Source organism: Streptomyces sp. MNU89 (assembly GCF_020982505.1).
Lineage (GTDB): Bacteria > Actinomycetota > Actinomycetes > Streptomycetales > Streptomycetaceae > Streptomyces > Streptomyces xinghaiensis.
The window spans coordinates 6297639-6311793 of sequence record NZ_JAJKLL010000001.1 but is presented as its reverse complement, the minus strand read 5'-3'; the positions used below and the strand labels follow the sequence as shown (position 1 = coordinate 6311793).

At 75.2% G+C, this 14155-nt stretch carries 13 protein-coding genes and 2 pseudogenes; 3 read left to right on the top strand and 12 right to left on the bottom strand.

Translation table 11 applies throughout. The annotated features are described in order from the left end of the window. Positions 1-182 precede the first annotated feature (182 nt). The 3 genes from rplT to infC form a co-directional block, all read right to left on the bottom strand. On the bottom strand, positions 183-569 hold the full coding sequence (rplT, locus tag E4N63_RS26970) for a 50S ribosomal protein L20 (protein ID WP_071267962.1): 387 nt from the start codon (positions 567-569) through the stop codon (positions 183-185). Between the two features lie 116 nt (positions 570-685). Next, positions 686-880 (bottom strand): 50S ribosomal protein L35, encoded by a 195-nt coding sequence (rpmI, locus tag E4N63_RS26965; protein WP_019708837.1) that lies wholly within the window; start codon positions 878-880, stop codon positions 686-688. A gap of 150 nt (positions 881-1030) precedes the next feature. Next, entirely contained in the window at positions 1031-1666 is a 636-nt protein-coding gene (infC, locus tag E4N63_RS26960) for a translation initiation factor IF-3 (RefSeq protein ID WP_095757635.1), read from the bottom strand. Positions 1667-2028: 362 nt separating this feature from the next. Between infC and E4N63_RS26955 the strand changes: the two genes are divergently transcribed. Continuing rightward, positions 2029-2415: a DUF1844 domain-containing protein gene (locus E4N63_RS26955; RefSeq protein WP_019708839.1), complete on the top strand. Its 387-nt coding sequence runs from the start codon at positions 2029-2031 to the stop codon at positions 2413-2415. A gap of 84 nt (positions 2416-2499) precedes the next feature. Here the strand turns inward: E4N63_RS26955 and E4N63_RS26950 are convergent, their stop codons facing one another. From E4N63_RS26950 to E4N63_RS26935, 4 genes and pseudogenes are all read right to left on the bottom strand, one after another. Beyond that, a complete protein-coding gene (locus tag E4N63_RS26950; RefSeq protein ID WP_125625972.1) occupies positions 2500-3237 on the bottom strand; it encodes an aquaporin in 738 nt (245 codons plus the stop codon). 57 nt (positions 3238-3294) lie between these two features. Next, positions 3295-4033 (bottom strand): annotated as a pseudogene (locus tag E4N63_RS26945) (SseB family protein). A gap of 64 nt (positions 4034-4097) precedes the next feature. Continuing rightward, positions 4098-5288 carry a type VII secretion-associated serine protease mycosin gene (gene mycP / locus E4N63_RS26940; protein ID WP_230242675.1) on the bottom strand — a complete coding sequence of 397 codons (1191 nt, stop codon included), beginning with the start codon at positions 5286-5288 and terminating at the stop codon, positions 4098-4100. A 164-nt stretch (positions 5289-5452) separates the two neighbouring features. Further along, positions 5453-6478, bottom strand: coding sequence for a hypothetical protein (locus E4N63_RS26935; protein WP_230241868.1), 1026 nt, complete (start codon positions 6476-6478; stop codon positions 5453-5455). A gap of 417 nt (positions 6479-6895) precedes the next feature. On the opposite strand from E4N63_RS26935, the gene E4N63_RS26930 reads away from it, so the two are divergent. Then, on the top strand, positions 6896-8101 hold the full coding sequence (locus E4N63_RS26930) for an amino acid deaminase/aldolase (RefSeq protein ID WP_230241867.1): 1206 nt from the start codon (positions 6896-6898) through the stop codon (positions 8099-8101). 39 nt (positions 8102-8140) lie between these two features. Here the strand turns inward: E4N63_RS26930 and E4N63_RS30815 are convergent, their stop codons facing one another. The 5 genes and pseudogenes from E4N63_RS30815 to E4N63_RS26910 form a co-directional block, all read right to left on the bottom strand. Then, complete coding sequence (locus E4N63_RS30815; protein ID WP_268271661.1) at positions 8141-8677, bottom strand: hypothetical protein; 537 nt, start codon at positions 8675-8677, stop codon at positions 8141-8143. A 409-nt stretch (positions 8678-9086) separates the two neighbouring features. Beyond that, positions 9087-9164, bottom strand: a pseudogene (locus E4N63_RS30810) (DUF2510 domain-containing protein); the annotation flags it as partial. A gap of 97 nt (positions 9165-9261) precedes the next feature. Beyond that, complete coding sequence (locus E4N63_RS26920) at positions 9262-10044, bottom strand: 3-oxoacyl-ACP reductase (RefSeq protein WP_125624566.1); 783 nt, start codon at positions 10042-10044, stop codon at positions 9262-9264. Positions 10045-10139: 95 nt separating this feature from the next. Beyond that, positions 10140-11501 carry an aldehyde dehydrogenase gene (locus E4N63_RS26915; protein ID WP_230241866.1) on the bottom strand — a complete coding sequence of 454 codons (1362 nt, stop codon included), beginning with the start codon at positions 11499-11501 and terminating at the stop codon, positions 10140-10142. A gap of 139 nt (positions 11502-11640) precedes the next feature. Continuing rightward, positions 11641-13008 (bottom strand): glutamine synthetase family protein, encoded by a 1368-nt coding sequence (locus tag E4N63_RS26910; protein ID WP_125624564.1) that lies wholly within the window; start codon positions 13006-13008, stop codon positions 11641-11643. Between the two features lie 132 nt (positions 13009-13140). Here E4N63_RS26910 and E4N63_RS26905 point away from each other — a divergent pair, with 132 nt between their 5' ends. After that, positions 13141-13908: a FadR/GntR family transcriptional regulator gene (locus E4N63_RS26905; RefSeq protein ID WP_125624563.1), complete on the top strand. Its 768-nt coding sequence runs from the start codon at positions 13141-13143 to the stop codon at positions 13906-13908. Positions 13909-14155: the final 247 nt, after the last annotated feature.

The following is a 14155-nucleotide window of genomic DNA, read 5'->3' as shown; positions in this document are numbered from 1 at the left end:
GGGGTGCCCATGGGCGGCGGCTCGCTTCGTTCTCGGTGCGGTCGGTGCGTGCGGTGGGTGCGGTGCCCGGCGGTCGTGCGGTGCCCGGCGGACGGGCCCGGCCGGGGCCGTCCGCCGCAAAACAGCGGACCCGCAGGCAGGGCCTGCGGGTCCGCTGAAGCCTCTCGGCCGGCGCCTGCGGATCAGGCAGCGGCCTTCGGGGCGTTGACGTCGCTCGGCAGCGCCTTCTGGGCCACCTCGACCAGCGCGGCGAAGGCGTTGGCGTCGTTCACCGCGAGCTCGGCCAGGATCTTGCGGTCCACCTCGATGTTGGCGGCCTTCAGACCCTGGATGAAGCGGTTGTAGGTGATGCCGTTGGCGCGGGCCGCGGCGTTGATCCGCTGGATCCACAGCTGCCGGAAGTCGCCCTTGCGCTTCTTGCGGTCGTTGTAGTTGTAGACCAGGGAGTGGGTGACCTGCTCCTTGGCCTTGCGGTACAGGCGGGACCGCTGGCCCCGGTAGCCGCTGGCCTGCTCGAGGATCGCCCGGCGCTTCTTGTGGGCGTTGACTGCCCGCTTGACGCGTGCCACTTGTTTAACTCCTTGTACGGGGCCGCGGGACGGTCACGCGGCCCGGATCGACGGGTCCCGGTTCTGCGGCGCACCGCCCCGGTCCGCGTCCCTGGGGACGCCCGGGGCGGTCTGCGTCACTTGCCGAGAAGCTTCTTGATCTTCTTGGCGTCGGCCGGGGCCATCTCGGTCTTGCCGGCAAGACGGCGCGTCAGGGTGGACGGCTTGTGCTCGAGAAGGTGGCGGCGACCGGCGCGCTGACGCATCACCTTGCCGGAGCCGGTGAGCTTGAAGCGCTTGCGTGCACCACTGTGCGTCTTGTTCTTCGGCATGTCGCCGTTCTCTCCTCGTAGGTGGCGCCTCCCCGGTCCGGAGGACCGGCCTGCGGAAGCGTCAGTTGGTTCGGTTGGTGTCCGGGACGGCCGTCCCGGACGGGGTTCCCGCGCGGGCCCACCGGGCCCGCGGCCGCGGGTGTCCCGGGGTCACGACGCCTCGGCGGGCTCCTCGGCGGGCTGCTGCTCGCCGGCGGCCTCCGCCTTGCGGGCCGCCTTCAGCTCGCGGGCTTCGGCCATCGCCTCGGTCTTCTTCTTGTGCGGACCGAGAACCATGATCATGTTCCGGCCGTCCTGCTTGGGATTGGACTCGACGAAGCCCAGGTCCTGGACGTCCTCCGCGAGCCGCTGGAGCAGCCGGAAGCCCAGCTCGGGGCGGGACTGCTCGCGCCCGCGGAACATGATCGTGATCTTGACCTTGTCGCCCTGCTTGAGGAACCGGACGACGTGACCCTTTTTGGTGTCGTAGTCGTGCGGATCGATCTTCGGCCGGAGCTTCATCTCCTTGATGACCGTGTGCGCCTGGTTCTTGCGCGCCTCACGGGCCTTCATGGCCGACTCGTACTTGAACTTCCCGTAGTCCATGAGCTTGCACACGGGGGGACGGGCGTTCGCCGCCACCTCGACAAGGTCGAGGTCGTACTCCTGTGCGAGCTCCAGTGCCTTGGCAAGCGGCACGATGCCGACCTGCTCGCCACTGGGACCGACGAGCCGTACCTCGGGGACTCGGATCCGGTCGTTGATGCGGGGCTCGGCGCTGATGGGGCCTCCTCGGTTAGCACCCACGCGACCGTCTGGCGGACAGCCGCGTAACGTCTGATCTGACGACCACCGCGCGGCACGCAAAAACGCCCCGGACGGGACACAGGCGGAGCTCCGCGGAAACCGGGAGCACCGTCACGGTTCACCGTGGGGCGCATCGGCGGTGCCACCCGGCCGCGACCGCGAGCCGAAGGGCACTGCCTGACCGGTGACCCGCCGGCCGCGAAGCCGGTCAGGTGGGAGAACGGAGCCTCCACTTGTGGGTCGGTCACATGAGTGTCCGACCGGTCGTGCATCCAATATACCAGCGCCCGGGCCGCCCGTCGCACCGGCTCCGGCGGGCTCTAGGCTGAGGGCGTCCCCACCACCGAAAGTGAAGCCGAGCCATGAGTGACGTTCCTCCGCAGCAGCCCGCCTCCCCCGGACCCGGCGAGCCCGGCCCCGACTTCGACAGCATGACCCGGGACATCGCGGAGGTCCCCGCCGTCGAGGTGATCACGACGGTGGCGGTGCACCTGATGAGCGCCGCGGCGGTCAACCTCGGCCTGGCCGAGGAGGGCCCGGAGCACAAGGACCTGGACGAGGCCCGGAAGCTGATCACCGCGCTGGCCGGGCTGGTCACGGCCGGCGCCACCGAGGTCGGCTCGTACCACGCCTCACCGCTGCGGGACGGGCTCAAGTCGCTCCAGCTCGCCTTCCGGGAGGCCTCCGTGGTGCCGGACGAGCCGGGCCAGGGGCCGGGCGAGAAGTTCACCGGGCCCGTCCTCGGGTGAGGCCGGGGGCCGGGGGCGCCCGGCAGGCCGTCCGGCCGGCGGCGTCCCGGCCGGACGCAGCGCGGGCACCGGGGCCCGGGCCGGTCACCGCCGGCCGCCCCCCGCGTCCGCGGCCGCGGCCTCGTCGGCGATCTGCCGCGGCTCCCCGGCCGGGTGCGTCACCCCGTGCACGACCGCGGCCAGCGCCCCGCCGGCCAGCGGCGCCAGGATGAAGAGCCAGAGCTGCGCCAGGGCGTCCGGACCGGCGAAGATCGCGGGGCCGATGGACCGGGCCGGGTTCACCGACGTACCGGTGAGCGGGATGCCGACCAGATGGACCGCGGCCAGCGCCAGGCCCATCGCCAGGCCGTCGAAGCCCACCACCGCGACCCGGTGGGTGACGTCCAGGATCACGTAGACCAGCAGGAAGGTCAGGACGGTCTCGGCGACCAGCGCGCCGAAGGTGTTGACGCCGACCGGGGAGCGGTAGCCGTAGCCGTTGCTGCCGAAGGCGCCGCTCGTCTCCAGGCCAGGTACCTGTTTGGCCAGGATGAACAGCAGCAGCGCTCCGGTGATGCCGCCCAGCACCTGCGCCACCCAGTACTCGACGGCCGCGCGCGGGGAGAGACGCCCGGCCATGAGCATGCCGAGGGTGACCGCCGGGTTGATGTGGCAGCCGGAGACCGGGCCCAGCGCGTAGGCCAGGGCCAGAAGAGTGAAGCCGAAGGTCAGGGCGATGCCGACGGTGCCGATGTACTCGGCGCCGAGCACCGCCGAACCCACCGCGACGAACACCAGCAGCAGCGTGCCCAGGAACTCGGACACGGCTTTGCGCACATCCATGACGCCCTCCTCACAGAGATCATGACGACTCTCCGCATTGTGGGGCGTTTCCGGACGCTACGCCTCCCGGGTGAAGAGCGGCTCCCCCGGCAGCGGGGTGCCCTCCGGGAGCGGCGCCAGGTCCAGCCCGCGCACCAGCCGGGCCCGCAGCACCTCGTCGGCGGCGAGCGCGCCCGCCACCCGCCGGGTGGCCTCGCGGGCGTCCGCCTCCGGGGCGAGGACGAGCGCGAGGGTCCCGTCGGTCTCCCGCGCCGGGACGAGCCGGGCCCGCACGACGTCCGGCTCGGCGGCCAGCACCGCGCGCAGCGCGTCCCGGACGGCCGGGTCCGCGAACGGGTCGGCGCTCTCCCGGCCCTCGGCCAGCGCCAGCAGTGCCGGGCCGGTGAGCTCGTACGGCACCGGGCCGGCCAGGTCCAGGACCACGGTGTCGGCCTGCTCGTGGGCGGCGGCCCGCAGCGCCTGGTGGAACGGTACGGCGACCGGCCGGGCCTCCGGGTCCCAGCGGGCCAGCGCCTCGGTGGAGGTGAAGGCGGCAGGGCGCGGCGGCCGCCGGGGCCCGGAGGGTGGGCACGGCCATGTCGCTGGTCTTCTCCCGGCGCAGGCCGTCCGCGCCGGTCTCGGTCTCGCCGAGCACGGCGACGACCGGCACCAGCAGCCGGGTACCGGGCAGCGCGGACAGCACCGCGGGTTCGGCCGCGCGGTCGCCGGCGTAGGCGGTGAGGGCGGCGGCGAGCCGGGGGTCGGCGGAGCCGTCGTCGTCGGAGAAGGGGGATTCCGGGATGTTCTTGAGGACCACGGGTCGAGGGTATCGGCCGGGCCGGCGGCCCCCGGCCCGGGTCCGCCGCCCCGCGGGGCCCTGCTCAGCGCAGGGGGAAGAGGAGGTCCGGGTCGCGGTTGCGGCGGCCGGCGTGCCAGAGCACGCCCGCGGTGGCGAGGAGGGCGCCGCCCGCCACGGCGGCGGACGTGGCCGGCAGGGCACCGCCGCCGTCGCCGTCCCCGTCTCCGGCCGGGCCCGCGCCGAAGTAGCGCTTCTGGTACGGGACGGGGCTCGGCTTCTGCGGGCGCGGGGTGAGGTCGCCGCCGGCCCGGATCGCCGCGGCCGGGTCGACCATGCCCCGCCCCAGGGCGTCGTCGCGGCCGCCGGGGGGCGAGTCCCGGGCGGTGTCCTCCAGCAGCTTCTTGACCTGCGCGGGGCTCAGCCCGGGGTGGGCCGAGCGGACCAGGGCCGCCGAGCCGGAGACGAACGCGGCGGCGGCGCTGGTGCCCCAGCCCTCGTAGTAGCGGCGGTCCGGGTCGGCTATGACGACGTCCACGCCGGGGGCGCAGACGGTGGCGTACCAGCGGCGGGTGGAGAAGGGCGCACGGGCGCCGAAGCGGTCGACGGCGGTCACGGCGATGACGCCGGGATAGGCCGCGGGGTAGGAGACCCGGTCGCCGTCCTCGCCGCCGTTGCCGGCGGAGGCGACCACCACGGCGCCCTTGGCGAGGGCGTACTGCACGGCGGAGTCCTCGCCCGGCTCGGGGTGCGCGGACTCGCTGTCGTCGCCGAGGGACAGGTTGATCACGTCGGCGCCCTGGTCCGCGGCCCAGCGGATGCCCTCGGCGAGCGCGCCGCCGCGGTTGCCGCGGGCCCGCTTACGGGCCGGGTCGCTGTCCTCCAGGATGACCCGGACCGGGAGGATCTTGGCGCGCGGGGCGACGCCGAGCACCCCGTCGCCGTTGCCGGGGCCGTGTCCGTGGCCCGCGATGATCCCGGCCATGGCGGTGCCGTGCCGGGCCCAGGCACGGTCGCCGGGCCGCGCCCCGAAGCCGATGAAGTCCTTGCCCTGCAGCACCTGGCCGGTCAGGTCCGGGTGGTCGCCGTCGACGCCGGTGTCGAGGACGGCGACGGTGACGCCCTCCCCCTGGGTGGTCCGCCAGGCCTGCTCGGTGCGGAGCGCGTCCAGGGCCCACTCCTGGTCGCGTATGGCGTCGGCGTGGGCCGGGGACGGGCCCGAGACCGCGGCGGTGGCCGCGAGGGCGAGGAGGAGCGCGGCGGCGGCCCGGCGCACCCGGCCGGCCGGCCGGCGGGCGGCGGGCCCGCGCCGGGGCCGGCCGGCGCCGCGGGCGGCCGGTCCCGCGGTCTCCCGCCACCGCGCCCGGCCCCGCGCGGACGGAGCGGCGGGCGGCGCCGGGAGGTCCTGCGGGCGATCGTGCGGGGTGCGGCGGTCCGGCGTCATCCGCGCTCCTCTTCCGTGGCGGCGTCGCGGAAGCCGCGTTCCACGCGATCCGCGACGCCCCGGGCGTCGTGGCCGAGTCCGGCCTGGGCGGGGGCGGCGGTCGCGCCGTCGGCGGTGGCCTCCTCGGCGGAGAGCCGGTCGCTCACCGTCCGGCCGTCGGCGAAGCCGGAGACGGCGTAGACCACGGCCGGGAGGTCCGGCAGCACGCGGACGGTCCAGGAGGCGCGCTGCGCGTCGCCGAAGTCCTCGGCCGGGGTGTCCGGCGCGGCGTACGGACGCGGGATCAGATCGGCGCGGTCGCCCAGGTTCTCCCGTTCGAAGCGGTCGTGGAGCGCCTTCATGGCGGCCCGGTCGGTGCGGGTGACGACCAGTCCGACGGTGGTGACGCTGCTGCTCGTCGCGTCCACGTAGGTGGCGCGCAGCAGGCGTTCGCAGCCGGCCGGGGAGAGGACCTTCGCCAGCAGCGGGTCGAAGGCCGCGGCGCAGTCGCCGTCCGGGGCGACGGCGATCCGGACCCAGGTGCGGTCGGTGCCGCCGGGGCCCGCGCCGTCGCCGGAGAGCGAGCGGGGGAAGATGTCGTCGACGGGGACGCTGTGCCAGAGGTCGCGCGCCCGGGTGAACTCGCTGCCCTCGGCGGTCTGTTCGCCGGTGCCGCCGGTCAGCCAGCTTCCCGCGGCGGCCCCGCCGAGCAGGCCGAGGCCGAGGACGAGGCAGCCGGCGATGCCGGCGGTGCGCACCGGCGGCCGTATCCGCGCCAGCCGTTCGACCACCGCCCGGGGCGTGAGGCGGCGGAGCCGCTGCCGGAGCGGGAGGCGGGGCAGTTCGCGGCCGCGCCCGTCGCGCCCGTCCTGCCGGCCGCCGTCCCAGTTCTCCCAGTCCTCCCAGGCGAAGCGGGGGCGGGGCGCGCCGCCGGCCGGGGCCGTCCGGTCCGTCCCGGTGGTGCCGCCGTGCCAGGGCCCGGGGTGCCGGGGCGAACCAGCTCTCCTCCGGTGCGGGCGGCGGCTGTTGGGGCTGCGGGGCACGCCCGGGCGGGGCGGGGCGCCGGCCGGGCGCGGGGTGCCGGGGGCGCGGCGGCGTCCCCGGCTGCGGAGCGGGGCGTCCGCGGGTCTCGGCGGGCGGCGGGCGGATGCGGGGGCGGGCCGGGCCAGGGCGGCGGGCTGCCGGGCGGCGGGGGCGGGAAGTCCTCGGACCGGCGGGCGGACGCGCGTGGGGCCTCGGCGCTCATCCGCCCCCCTTCGGTTCGTGCTCGCCCGGGCCGCTGGTCACCTTGCGGGGCAGGCCTTTTCATGGTCGGTCATGCCACCGGCAACCGGAAGGCCGTGGCATGGGCGTCACTCTACGACGCGGAACCACCGGCGCGGCAACCGAATCGGCTGCTTGGCCGGTTTGCCCGAGCCGTCCCCCTACCCAGCGGTAATGCCGTCTGGCAGGGTGACCGCATGGCCGCCCCGCACCGAGACAGGACCCGCTACGACCGGGCCACCGACCGTTTCGACGCCCCTCTGGCGATCGTCGACCTGGCGGCTTTCGACGCCAATGCCGCCGATCTCGTCCGCCGCGCCGGGGGCAAACCGCTCCGGGTGGCGTCCAAGTCGGTGCGCTGCCGGACCCTGCTGGACCGGGTGCTGGCACTGGACGGTTTCCGCGGGGTGATGTCCTTCACCCTGGCCGAGTCGCTGTGGCTGGCCCGGTCCGGGGTGGCGGACGTGCTGCTGGCGTACCCGTCGGCGGACCGGGCCCGGTTCGCCGAACTGACGGCCGACCCCAAGCTCGCGGGGGCGGTGACCGTCATGGTGGACGACACCCGCCAGCTCGATCTGATCGACGCGGCCCGGGGTGGGGACGGCCGCCAGGAGGTCCGGGTCTGCCTGGAACTGGACACCTCGCTGTGGCTGCTGGGCGGGCGGGTCCGCATCGGTCCGCGCCGCTCGCCGCTGCACGCGCCGGAGCGGCTGGCGGAGCTGGCCCGCGCGGTCGCCCGCCGTCCCGGCTTCCGGCTGGTGGGGCTGATGGCGTACGAGGGGCATGTGGCCGGGGTGGGTGACGCGGTCGCGGGCCGGCCGCTGCGCTCCCGGGCGGTGCGGCTGATGCAGGCGGCGGCGCGGCGGGAGCTCGCGGCCCGGCGGGCGGAGGCGGTGCGCGCGGTACGGGACGTGGCGCCGGAGCTGGAGTTCGTCAACGGCGGCGGCACGGGCAGCGTGCAGCACACGGCGGCCGAGGACGCGGTGACGGAGATCGCCGCGGGCTCGGGCCTGTTCATGCCGCGGCTGTTCGACGACTACACCTCGTTCCGGGGCCGTCCGGCGGCGCTCTTCGCGCTGCCCGTCGTCCGCCGCCCGGGGCCCGGGGTCGCGACCGTGCTGGGCGGCGGCTATCCGGCGTCCGGCGCGGCGGGGCGGGACCGGCTGCCCGTACCGCACCTCCCGGAGGGGCTGCGCTACGAGCCGCTGGAGGGCGCCGGGGAGGTGCAGACGCCGCTGCTGGGCCGGGCGGCGGACGAGCTGGCGATCGGGGACAAGGTGTGGTTCCGGCACGCCAAGGCCGGTGAACTGTGCGAACGGTTCGCGGAGTTGCTGCTGGTCGAGGACGACCGGGTGGTCGCCTCGGTGCCGACCTACCGGGGCGAGGGGCAGACCTTCCTCTGACCGTTGCCGCCGGGCCCGCGGGCGGGCCCGGCGCCCGGCTCAGACCTCGCGTCCGGCCGTCCCCCCGGGCCCGGTCAGCGGTTCGACGCCCGCGGTGATCGCGTCCATCTCCGAGAGGTCCGGCGCCTTCTCACTGGCGTCGAAGCCGAAGCGGATGACCACGAACTTCTCCGGGTCCAGCGGCGAGGGGAAGGCGACCGACTGCACATAGCCGCCCGCGCCCTCGGCCGTGGAGAGCTTCCAGCGCACCAGATGCCCCTGCTCGCCGGCGACCGTGACGGGCTCGGACCTGACCTCCTTGCGCGAGGTGATGCCGCCGTAGGCGTCACTGCCGCTGCTGGGGCTCTTGCCGTAGGAGGCCTCGGCGTTCTTCGCGATGTCCTCCTCGGCGACGCCCTTGGCCGTGGTGGCCTTGTGGCCCTCCGCCGCCTGGGAGTTGACCCCGCCGCGGACGCACTTGAGCTTCTTGTCGCCGGGGCAGGGGTACGGGCCCGTGGTGAGGCCCGCCCCGTTGGTGCCGCTGCGGCCCTCCCAGCCCTCGGGCACCGGGAGGTAGATGCCGTTGAGGGCGTCCATGGCGCGGTCGCCGGACTCGGGCGGGAGTCCCCCGCCGCCGTCCGGGGAGTCGTCCGGGGAGGCCTCCGGGCTGCCGTCGCCGCCGTCCGGCAGGGACGGGGAGGGTCGTGGGGACGGGCTGGGCGGAGAGGCCCGGCCCGGGCGAGGACGCCGTACCGGAGTCCTCGCCGTCCAGCAGGACGATGCCGCCGGCGATGGCCGCGACCAGCACCACCGCCGCGGTGACCAGCACGGCGACTCTCGTGCCGCGCGAGGCGCCGGGGGACGTTTGCCGGTCCCGGATGTCGTACGGAGGCAGGTCCTGCGGCTCGGGCGGGCCGAAGCCGGCCATGCCGCCGAAGCCGCCCGGCGCGGTCGCCGCGGCCGGGGCGGCGGCCTGTGCCTGCCGGGTGTGGTCGGTCCAGCCGGAACCGTCCCACCAGCGTTCCAGGGCCGGGCCGCCGCCCGTGTGTCCGGGGTCCGGGTACCAGCCGGGGGGTGTCGTCATGCTCACGCGATCAGCCTACGGCGGACGGTTACGGTTCGTACACCAGTCCTCGCAGCCGGCGTCCCCCGTACCGCCGTGCTCGTACCGCCCTGCCCCGCTAGAGCGGGGTGACGTACGCGCCCGCGAGACCGCCGTCGACCAGGAACTCCGCCGCGTTGACGAAGGAGGAGTCGTCGCTGGCGAGGAAGGCGACGGCGGCGGCGATCTCCTCCGGCTCGGCGAAGCGGCCCACGGGGATGTGCACCAGCCGGCGCGCGGCCCGCTCCGGGTCCTTGGCGAACAGCTCCTTCAGCAGGGGCGTGTTGACCGGCCCGGGGCACAGGGCGTTGACGCGGATGCCCTCGCGGGCGAACTGCACGCCCAGCTCGCGGGACATCGCGAGCACGCCGCCCTTGGAGGCGGTGTAGCTGATCTGGGAGGTGGCGGCGCCCATCCTGGCGACGAAGGACGCCGTGTTGATCACCGAGCCCTTCCGCTGCCGCCGCATGTACGGGATGGCGTACTTGCAGCAGAGGTAGACGGAGGTGAGGTTGACCTCCTGGACGCGTTTCCAGGCGTCGAGGCCGGTGGTGAGGATCGAGTCGTCGTCGGGGGGCGAGATCCCGGCGTTGTTGAAGGCCACGTCGACCGAGCCGTACGTCTCGTACGCCGTCCGGAACAGCGCCTCGACCTGGCTCTCGTCGGTGACGTCCACGGCGGCGAACAGCCCGCCGGTCTCCTCGGCGGCGGCCTTGCCGGCCCGCTCGTCGACGTCCGCGCAGACGACGTTGGCGCCCTCGGAGGCGAGCCGGCGGGCGGCGGCGAGGCCGATGCCGCTGCCCGCTCCGGTGACGACGGCGGTGCGCCCGGGGAGGCGGCGGCACAGGGGCTGATCGGTCACGGCGGTTCTCCTCGCTGGTCGGTGCCGGGGGTCGGGCTGCAGGTGGCGGGGCCGCACTCCCGGGCGACGGGGTGCGGGCGTGCCCTCGGGCGTCCTCAGTCCTCGGTGCTGATGAACACGTTCTTGGTCTCGGTGAAGGCGGCCAGCGCCCCCGGGCCCAGCTCCCGCCCGATCCCGGACTCCTTGTAGCCGCCGAACGGGGTCGAATAGCGCACACTGCTGTGCGAGTTGACGGAGAGGTTGCCGGCCGCCACCGCGCGGGAGACCCGCAGGGCCCGTCCGGTGTCCCGGGTCCAGATCGAGCCGGACAGCCCGTAGCGGGTGGCGTTGGCCAGCCGTACCGCCTCCGCCTCGTCCTCGAAGCGCTGGACGACGGCGACGGGCCCGAACACCTCCTCGACGGCGGCGCTGCCCGCCCCGGCGGCCTCCAGGACGGTCGCGGGGTACCAGAAGCCCCTGCCCGCGGGGGCCGTGCCCCGGATGACGGCGGGCGCGTCCTCGGGGACGTGGGACCGTACGCGCTCCCGCTGTGCGGCCGAGATCAGCGGGCCCATGAGGGTGGCGGGGTCGGCCGGGTCGCCCGCCGTGAAGGCGTGCACGGCGGGTTCGAGCAGTTCCATGAACCGGTCGTAGGCGGAGGCCTGCACCAGGATGCGGCTGCGGGCGCAGCAGTCCTGGCCGGTGTTGTCGAGGAAGGAGCCGGGGGCGGTGGCCGCGGCCCGTTCGAGGTCGGCGTCGGCGAAGACGATGTTGGGGCTCTTGCCGCCCAGTTCGAGCGTCACGCGCTTCACGTGCGCCGCGCACTTCGCCATGACGGACTTCCCGACGGCGGTGGAGCCGGTGAAGACGACCTTGGCGACGTCCGGGTGCTCGACGAGGGCGTTGCCCGCCACGGGTCCGGTGCCGGGCAGCACCTGGAAGAGCCCTTCGGGCAGTCCGGCCTCGAGTGCCAGTTCGGCCAGGCGCAGCGCGGTCAGCGGAGTGGTCTCCGCGGGCTTGAGGAGGACGGCGTTGCCCGCCGCCAGGGCGGGGGCGGTGCCCCAGGCGGCGATGGGCATCGGGAAGTTCCACGGGGCGATGACGGCGACGACGCCCAGCGGCTCCGGGAAGGTGAGGTTCACCCCGCCCGCGACCGGGATCTGGCTGCCGGTGAGGCGCTCCACTCCCCCGGCGGCGTAGTCGAGCAGGTCCCGCACGTTGCCCGCCTCCCAGCGGGCGTTGCCGAGGGGGTGCCCGGCCTCGGTCACCTCCAGCCGCGCCAGCTCCTCCAGCCGCCCGTCGACGGCGGCGGCGAAGCGGCGCAGCAGCCGGGCCCGGTCGGCGGGCGCAAGGGCGGCCCAGGCGCGCTGGGCCGCGGCGGCCCGGGTCACGGCGGTGGCGACGTCCTCGGCGGTGGCCGCCGGGACGGTCGCGACGGTCTCCTCGGTCGCGGGGTTGATCACGCGAAGCTGGTGCACGGCTGTCCGCTCTCCCCGGGGCCCGGTCGCCCCTGTCGTGCTGTGCTGGTGTGGTGTGCCGGCGTGTGCCGTCCTCGCCCGCCGCGGTCTCCGGCGTCCATGGTGGCCGGTGCCGGGCCGCGGGCGGGTCCGGCGCGCGTCACATCCGCTCGAAGGAGCGGTAGCGCTCCCAGTCGGTGACCGCGCTGTCGTAGGCCCGCTGCTCGACGCGCGCCATGGTGAGGTAGTGCTCGACCACCTCGTCGCCGAAGGCGGCGCGGGCGAGCGGGCTGGCCTCCCAGAGGTCGGCCGCCTCGCGGAGCGTGGTGGGGACGTGCTCGGCGTCGCCCGCGTAGGCGTTGCCGGTGCAGGGCTCACCCGGCTCCAGCTCGTTCTCGATGCCGTACAGCCCGGCGGCGACCATGCCGGCGACGGCGAGATACGGGTTGACGTCCCCGCCGGGCAGCCGGTTCTCCAGCCGGTGGGATCGGCCGTGGCCGATGACGCGCAGCGCGCAGGTGCGGTTGTCCGGCCCCCAGGCGACGGCGGTGGGCGCGAAGGAGCCGGGGCGGAAGCGCTTGTAGGAGTTGATGTTGGGGGCGTGGAGGAGGGTGAAGTCCCGCAGCGCGGCGAGCTGTCCGGCGAGGAAGTGCCGCATCGTCGCGGACATGCCGTACGGGCCGGAGTCGTCGGCGAGGACGGGGCGGCCGGCGCCGTCGCGCAGCGAGAGATGGATGTGGCAGGAGTTGCCCTCGCGTTCGTCGTACTTGGCCATGAAGGTGAGGGCCACGCCCTCCTGGGCGGCGATCTCCTTGGCCCCCGTCTTGTAGACGGAGTGCTGGTCGCAGGTGGTGAGGGCGTCGTCGTAGCGGAAGGCGATCTCGTGCTGGCCGAGGTTGCACTCGCCCTTGGCGGACTCGACGACCAGGCCCGCGGCGGCCATCTCGTTGCGGATGCGGCGCAGCAGCGGTTCGACGCGGCCGGTGCCGAGGACGGAGTAGTCCACGTTGTACTGGTTGGCGGGGGTCAGCCCGCGGTAGCCGCTGTCCCAGGCCTCCTCGTAGGAGTTCCTGAACACCATGAACTCCAGCTCGGTGCCCACCTGGGCGGTCCAGCCGCGCTCGGCGAGCCGGTCCAGCTGGCGGCGGAGCACCTGGCGCGGCGAGGCGGCGACGGGGGTGCCGTCGTGCCAGGAGAGATCGGCGGTGAGCAGGGCGGTGCCCGGGTTCCACGGGGTACGGCGCAGGGTGGAGGTGTCGGCGGTCATGCGGAAGTCGCCGTAGCCGCGCTCCCAGGAGGCCATGGCGTAGCCGTCGACGGTGTTGAGGTCGACGTCCACGGCGAGGAGGTAGTTGCACCCCTCGGAGCCGTGCTCCAGGACCTCGTCGAGGAAGAACGGGGCGGCGAACCGCTTCCCCTGGAGTCTGCCCTGCATGTCGGTGAAGGCGAGGACGACGGTGTCGATCTCGCCGCTGCCGGCGAGCCGTCGCAGTTCCTCGACGGAGAGCGGGGGCGTGCGTCCTGCCACGGTGTGTCCTCCTGGGGTCCGGAGCCGGTCCGGGGCGCGCGGGCGGAGCGGGCAGGAGGTCTCCCGCCGTGTCGCCGCGGTACCGGAGGCCATAAGGTAGCCGCTGAGACCATTGGCTGGGAAGAGGTGGCCATGAGCGGGGACGGCGCGCCGGGCGCGGAGCCCGGTGATGTGGAGCCCGGGAGCGCGGACCGGCTGGCGCCGGTGCTGCGCCCGGTCCGGGCGGGCAACGGCTTCGAGGAGGCGCTGGAGCAGATCCTCCAGGTGCTGCGGCTGGGTCTGGTGCCGCGGGGCGGGCGGCTGCCGTCCGAGCGGGAGCTGGCGGGGCGGCTGGGCATCAGCCGGGTGACGCTCCGCGAGGTCCTGAAGGTGCTCGCCGACCAGGGGCTCGTCGAGAGCCGCCGCGGCCGCTACGGCGGAACGTTCGTCCTGCCGGGCCCCGGAGCGGCCGGCGGCGCGGAGGCCGGACTGCGGCGGCGGATCGCGGAGGTGGACGTCGAGGACGCGCTCCGGTTCCGTGAGGTGCTGGAGGTCGGGGCGGCCGGCCTGTGCGCGGAGGACGGCCTCACCGGCCGCCCGGCGGACCGGCTGCGCGCCGCGCTGGCCGCCACCCGCGACGCGACACCGTCGGACTACCGGCGGCTGGACACCCTGCTCCACCTGACGCTGGCGGAGCTCAGCGGCTCCCCCACCCTGGCCGCCCAGTACGCCGCCGTCCGGGCCTCCCTGAACGACCTGCTGGACCGCATCCCGCTGCTCGTGCGGAACCTGGAGCACTCGCAGCGGCAGCACACGGCACTGGTGGAGGCCGTCCTGGAGGGTGACGCGGACGGCGCCCGCGAGGTGATGCGCGAGCACTGCGCGGGCACGGCGTCGCTGCTGCGGGGGTTCCTGGCCTGAGCCGGCCGGGGACGGCGCCGCGGTCCGGGCCGGAACGGGCGTCCGGCGCGCGGCATCCGGGCCCGGCGCGGGCCCGTCCGCACGGCCGGCGCGCCTCCGAACAGCCGGCCGGATCCGGACAGCCGGTCCGTCCCCCGCGGGGCCGGCCCCGTCCCCGTAACGGCATGGGGCACGCCGGGCGGGGAAGACATGGCCCGTCACGGAGCGCGGGACCCTCAGGTGTTTACCGGCGGTTAACGCACGCCTC

Coding starts and splice junctions, on each gene's coding strand:
- rpmI (WP_019708837.1), bottom strand. CDS start 880: ATGCCGAAGAACAAGACGCACAGTGGTGCACGCAAGCGCTTCAAGCTC.
- E4N63_RS26955 (WP_019708839.1), top strand. CDS start 2,029: ATGAGTGACGTTCCTCCGCAGCAGCCCGCCTCCCCCGGACCCGGCGAG.
- E4N63_RS26950 (WP_125625972.1), bottom strand. CDS start 3,237: ATGGATGTGCGCAAAGCCGTGTCCGAGTTCCTGGGCACGCTGCTGCTG.
- E4N63_RS26930 (WP_230241867.1), top strand. CDS start 6,896: ATGGCCGCCCCGCACCGAGACAGGACCCGCTACGACCGGGCCACCGAC.
- E4N63_RS30815 (WP_268271661.1), bottom strand. CDS start 8,677: ATGGACGCCCTCAACGGCATCTACCTCCCGGTGCCCGAGGGCTGGGAG.
- E4N63_RS26905 (WP_125624563.1), top strand. CDS start 13,141: ATGAGCGGGGACGGCGCGCCGGGCGCGGAGCCCGGTGATGTGGAGCCC.